Source organism: Streptomyces sp. NPDC044002 (assembly GCF_056434525.1).
In genome coordinates this window covers 267839-273838 of record NZ_JBWKEZ010000003.1, presented here as the reverse complement: position 1 = coordinate 273838, position 6000 = coordinate 267839, and the positions used below count along the sequence as shown (strand labels likewise).

The window sequence follows — 6000 nt, the reverse complement described above, 5'->3', positions numbered from 1 at the left end:
CCCCCCCCCCCCCCCCCCCCCCCCCCCCCCCCCCCCCCCCCCCCCCCCCCCCCCCCCCCCCCCCCCCCCCCCCCCCCCCCCCCCCCCCCCGCTCCGGCGTGTCCGGGGCCCGGTGGAGGGTCCGTCGGCCCGACGGCCCGACGGCAAAGGATTTGGTCTAGACCTTGACAGGTCCAGACCATTCTCGGTTCAGTGGCGGTAGTTGTCGCCCCCCACCGTCCCGCGACAATTCCCCCCACCCCAGGAGAAGTTACGTGATACGCACGCTTCGCCGCCGCGCCCTCTCCCTCGCCGCGGCCGCCGCCGCGACCCTCGGCCTGGCCGTCGCCCTGCCCGCCTCCCCCGCCGCCGCGGCCCCCGCCTGCGCCGGGGCCTGGAGCTCCTCCGCCGTCTACACGGGCGGCATGAACGCCTCGCACGGCGGCCACAACTGGCAGGCCAAGTGGTGGACCCAGGGCGAGACGCCCGGCACCACCGGCCAGTGGGGCGTCTGGTCGGACCAGGGCGCCTGCGGCGGCGGGGGCCAGGACCCCGACCCGGGCACCGGCAACCCCTCCGGCTTCGTGGTCAGCGAGGCCCAGTTCAACCAGATGTTCCCGAACCGGAACCCCTTCTACACCTACAACGGCCTGGTCGCGGCGCTCTCCGCGTACCCCGGTTTCGCCAACACCGGCGACGACACCGTCAAGCGGCGCGAGGCGGCCGCCTTCCTCGCGAACGTCTCCCACGAAACGGGCGGGCTGGTGTACATAGTGGAGCAGAACACCGCCAACTACCCGCACTACTGCGACGCCTCACAGCCCTACGGCTGTCCTGCCGGCCAGGCCGCGTACTACGGCCGCGGCCCGATCCAGCTCAGCTGGAACTTCAACTACAAGGCGGCGGGCGACGCCCTCGGCATCAACCTGCTCGCCAACCCCTACCTGGTGGAGCAGGACCCGGCCGTCGCGATGAAGACGGCGCTCTGGTACTGGAACACCCAGAACGGCCCCGGCACGATGACCGCGCACGCCGCCATGGTCAACGGCGCGGGCTTCGGCGAGACGATCCGCTCCATCAACGGGGCCCTGGAGTGCAACGGCGGGAACCCGGCGCAGGTGCAGAGCCGGGTGAGCAAGTACCAGAGCTTCACCCAGCTGCTGGGCGTCACCCCGGGCGCCAACCTGAGCTGCTGACCGGCCCGGAGACCCGGCTCACTGGCCGCGCAGCGCCGTGGCCAGCTGGGCGCGGGAGCGGACGTCGAGCTTCTGGTAGATCCGGGTGAGCCGGGCCTCCACCGTCTTGACGCTCAGGAACAGCTTCGCGGCCGCCTCCTGGTTGCTCGCTCCCCCGGCGACCAGCAGCGCGAGCCGGGCCTCCGCCTCGGTCAGGGCCGCCACCCCGGGGTGCGGGCCGCAGCTCTCGGGCGCGTTCTCCCGGGCCAGGTCCAGCCAGGGCCCGGCCCCGGCGGCCTCGAACAGTTCGGCGGCGGCCCGCAGCGCGGCCCGGGCGGGGGCGCGGCGCCTGCGCCGGCGTTCCACGCGGGCCAGCGCGAGCAGGGTACGGCCGCGTTCGAGGGGCAGGCCGAAGCCGCCGAACCGCTCGGCCGTGGCCTCCAGCAGGGCCACGGCCCGCTCCGGCTCGCCCCGCGCGGACAGGCACAGCCCCCGGGCCCGGTCCAGGGCCGCGAGCACCGTGGTCCGGCCGAGGGAGCGGGCGACCGGGGTGACCCGGTCCAGCAGCCCGGCCGCCTCGCCGGGTGCGTCGGCGGCGACCAGGGCCTCGGCGAGCTCCCCGTGCCAGCGCAGGACGGAGGGGTCCACCACCTGCTGGGCCTCCTCCAGGGCGGCGACCCGGCTCAGCGTGGCGACCGCCCTCGAGGCCTCGCCGGTGGCGAGTTCCACGGTGCCGAGCGCGTAGAGCCCCCGCGACAGGAAGACCTGGTCGCCCTCCTCCTCCGAGGCGCGGATGCCCCGGCGGGCGTACGCGGCGGCGCGGGCGAAGCTGCCGGCGGCGGCCTCGGCGGTGGCGGCCACGTACCAGGCCGGCCCGGGCGAGAGGCCCGCCTCGATGGTGAGTTCCAGGGCGCGGCGGGCGTGTGCGGTGCCGCGGACGCAGCGGCCGCGGCGCAGTTCGGCCTCGGTCATGCTGCGCAGCACCTCGAAGACGTCCTCGGCGGAGCCGGTGCGCTGGACGGCGGGCAGCAGGACGAGGAGCTGGCGGCGGGCGTCGGTGAGCCGGTCGTCGAAGAGGGCGTGGCGGACGGCGAGGAACTGGGGTGCGTTGCGCATGCCGAGGGGGACCTCGGGCGCGGGCAGGGCGAGTGCCTCGGCCAGGATGTCCTCGGCGTCGGGGTCGCCGAGGATGCGTCCCATCCGGGCGCGGACGGTCAGGGCCATGGCTTCGGCGACCTGGTCTCCCCCGGCCTTCGCGAGCGCCCCGGCCTCGGCGGCGGCGTCGCGGGCGCGGACGGGGTCGCCGTCGCCGATGTTGTGCTTCCAGGCGATCCGCAGCTGGACGGCGGCCTGCAGGGAGGGGTCCCCGGCGGCGTCGGCGACGGCGTGGGCGATGGTCTCGTCGAGGTCGGCCAGGGCCTGCCCGGCGGCGTCGATCACCGCGAGCCGGGCCCGTACCCGCTGGGCGGGCGAGGCGTCGCGGGCGAGGACGGCGCGGGTGGCACGGCGGGCGAGGTCGGCCCGGCCGGCCCAGCCCGCGTCCTCGGCGGCGCCGACGAGGCGGGCGAGCTCCTCCTGCGGGAGGGCGGCGGGGGTGCGTTCGGCGGCGAGCAGCCCGAGCTCGGCGGCCAGCGCCCGCTGGCCCCGGCGGCGGCAGGCGTCGGCGGCCCGGGTGATCTCGGCGGCGAGGTCCGCGTCGGGGGTGTCGACGGCGAGCGCGCGGTGGCGCACGGCCTGGACGGGGTCGTCGACGGCGGCGGCGAGCGCGGCGTGGCCGGCGGCGCGCTCGGGCCAGCCGGCGTCGGCGGCCAGGGCGGCGGGCAGCGCGCCGGCGGTGAAGGCGACGGTGCCGTCCTCGGCGACGGTGACCAGTGCGGCCCGTTCGGCCTGCGCGAGTTCGGCCTCGGCGTCGGGGCGTCCGGCCCGGCGGAGCAGGGCGGTGGTGGGGCGGGCGGCGAGGGCGGCGAGCAGCAGGGTCGGGCGGGTCCGGCCGGGGGCGGCGGCGAGGAGCCGGCGGGCGACCTCGCGGGCCTGGCCGGTGACGGGCAGGGTGTCGGCGTGGTGGGCGCCGCCGCCCTGGCCGGCGGCTTCGGCGAGGGAGTGGCCGAGGGCGAGGGCGAGGCGCGGGTTGCCGCCGCTGGCCTGGTGGATGCGGCCGGCGAGGCGGGCGGGCAGGCCGTGGCGCAGGAGGAGTTCGGCGACCTCGTCGGCGCCGAGCGCGGGGACGTGGACGACGGGGGTGCCGGGGCCGCAGAGGGATTCGGCGACGGGTGCGGACTGGACGCATTCGGCGGCGAGGACCCGGACGCGCGGCGGGGTCAGGCGCAGGACGAAGCGGAGCAGGTCGGTGCTCTCGGGGTCGAGCCACTGGGCGTTGTCGAGGACGAGCAGGACGGGGCCGGGGACGGTGAGGCCGCGGAGCACTTCGACGACGGCCAGGCGCAGGGCGACGTGGTCGCGGCCGGCGCGGGGGGCGTCGGCCTCGCGGCGCAGCAGGGCGATGGCGGTGCGCTGGGGTCCGGCGAGGCGGTCGAGGGCGGTGCGGGGGACGGAGGCGAGGAGGGCCGCGGCCGCGGCCTCGGGTATCTCCCGGTCGGCGGCTTCGGGGGCGAGGTGCAGGACGGTTTCGCGCCGGCGGGCGGCGGCGGCCGCGACGGCCCGCGCCACCTCGGTCTTCCCCGATCCCGCGCAGCCCGTGAGGACGGCGCGGCCGTGCGTGGTCAGCGCCCGGTCGACCGCCTCGATGAGTGCACCGTGTCCGACGTTGGTGTCAGCGTTCCCCGTCGCCGCCACGCACAGCCACCAGCCTTTCGCGCCCCTGCTCCTGTGCCCTTCCTGTGAGACGCGACAATACGAGGTCAGCCCCCCGGCGGACCCGGATTGTGACGCAGAATTCAGTCGGGCGGCAGGAATGCGCGGCGGGTCTGCCGGTACGGGAGGTACCGGCAGACCCGCGCACTGGATTGGTCCGTACCTTTGGTCCGTCAGAACGGAGTTGGGGGGCTCCGCCGGGACCGGTGCGGGACCGGGGTCAGAAGCCGAGGCTCCAGGAGTCGATCTTGCCGGTGTCGCCGCCCGCGTTGTCGTTCACACGGAGCTTCCAGGTGCCGTTCGCGACCTCGGAGGAGGCGTTGACGGTGTAGGTCTGGTTGATGTTGTCCGTGCTGCCGCCGGCCCGGTTGTGCAGGGTGTAGACGGTGCCGTCGGGGGCGACCAGGTCGACCTTCAGGTCGCCGATGTAGGTGTGCTGGATGTTCACGCCGACCTGGAGGGTGGCCGGGGCGTTGCCGGTCACGCCGGTGACGGTGATCGGGCTCTCGACCGTGGTGTTGTCGCCGATGGCGAAGTCCGCGGTGTTCTCGAAGGCCGGGGTGGGCTGGGTCGAGGTCACGGCGTTGACGGTCGCGGTGGCGTCGGCGAGGCCGGCGCCGCAGCCGCCGGTGCAGGTGCCGGCCAGCGGGCGGGCGTTGGCCTTGATGGCCGACTCGATCTGCGCCGGGGTCAGCGAGGGCTTGGCCGCGACGAGGAGGGCGGCGAGGCCCGCGACGTGCGGGGCGGCCATGCTGGTGCCCTGGTACGGCTTGTAGATCTCGGCGCCGGGGGTGGTGGTGCCGCCGTTCAGCGTGGAGAGGATGCCGTTCTCGGGGGTGGTGACGGTGCCGGGCGTGTCGGTGGCGCGGCGGGTCTCACCGCCCGGGGCGGCGACGTCGATGATCGCGCCGTAGTTGGAGTAGAAGGAGCGGTCACCGGTGCGGTTGCTGGCGGCCACGTTGATCACGTTGTTGCAGCTGGCGGGCGAGAAGCCGGCCGCGTCCGCGTTGCTGTTGCCGGCGGCGACCACGACGGTGGTGCCGCGGGCGACGGCCGCGTTGATGGCGTTCTGGTAGCTGGTGGTGCAGGCGCCGGAGCCGCCGAGGCTCATGTTGATGACCTTGGCGGGGGTGGCGTTCGCCGGGACGCCCGCGACGGTGCCGCCGGAGGCCCAGGTGATGGCGTCGACGATGTCCGAGGTGGCGCCGCCGCACTTGCCGAGCACGCGGACGGGCTGGATCTTGGCGTTGTACGCGATGCCCGCGACGCCCTTGGTGTTGTTGGTCGCGGCGCCGATGGTGCCGGCGACGTGGGTGCCGTGCCAGGAGGAGTCGCTGGCCTTGGAGCCGGTGCCGCACTCGCCGGCCGCGCTCCAGTCGCCCTGGTCGGCCGGGTTGTTGTCGCGGCCGTTGCCGTCACGGGCGGCGGTGGAGCTGCTGATGAAGTCGTAGCCCGCGACGATGTTGGGGGCCACGTCGGAGTGGGCCACGTAGCCGGTGTCGATGACGGCGACGGTGACGCCGGAGCCGGTGGTCTTGTCCCAGGCGGCGGGCACGTTCATGCCGGCGGTGGGCTCGAAGAGGTCCCACTGCTTGGCGTACTCGGTGTCGTCCGGGGTGGCCATGGCGTAGGCGCGGGAGTCCGGCTCGACGTAGGCGACGTCCGGGTCGGCGCGGAACTGGTCCATCACCTTCGCGGCGTCGGCCGGGGCGGTCGCACCGCCGAGGTTGACGAGCGCGGCTCCGGTGCCGAGGCGGCGGTCGAACTTGGCCTTCTTGCCGGCCTTCTGGCCCTTGGCGGCGGCGTCGGTCGCGGCCGCGTCGTTGGAGCTGGCCTCGGAGGCCGAGGACTTGTAGCCGACGATCAGGTTCTCGACCGGGGCGGCGGCCGGGGCGGCGGGGGCCGCGGCGGCCGGCAGGGTGGAGGCGGCCGGGTCGTTCGCGGGGGTCACGGCCACCGCGGAGGTGGCGGCGCCGGCGAGCAGGGTGACGGACATGGCCACGACGGATATGAGCCGACGTCTGGGTGCGTGCAC

At 75.8% G+C, this 6000-nt stretch carries 3 protein-coding genes; 1 reads left to right on the top strand and 2 read right to left on the bottom strand.

What is annotated here, in order from left to right:
• Positions 1-254: 254 nt before the first annotated feature.
• The gene (locus AC07A6_RS04325; RefSeq protein ID WP_478776009.1) at positions 255-1175 is read left to right on the top strand and encodes a glycoside hydrolase family 19 protein; all 921 of its coding nucleotides are present in this window, start codon (positions 255-257) and stop codon (positions 1173-1175) included.
• 18 nt (positions 1176-1193) lie between these two features.
• On the opposite strand, the gene AC07A6_RS04320 is transcribed toward AC07A6_RS04325, so the two are convergent.
• Positions 1194-3947, bottom strand: a complete 2754-nt coding sequence (locus AC07A6_RS04320) for a helix-turn-helix transcriptional regulator (RefSeq protein ID WP_478776008.1) — start codon at positions 3945-3947, stop codon at positions 1194-1196.
• Between the two features lie 238 nt (positions 3948-4185).
• Entirely contained in the window at positions 4186-5961 is a 1776-nt protein-coding gene (locus AC07A6_RS04315) for a S8 family peptidase (protein ID WP_478776021.1), read from the bottom strand.
• Between the last annotated feature and the right edge of the window lie 39 nt (positions 5962-6000).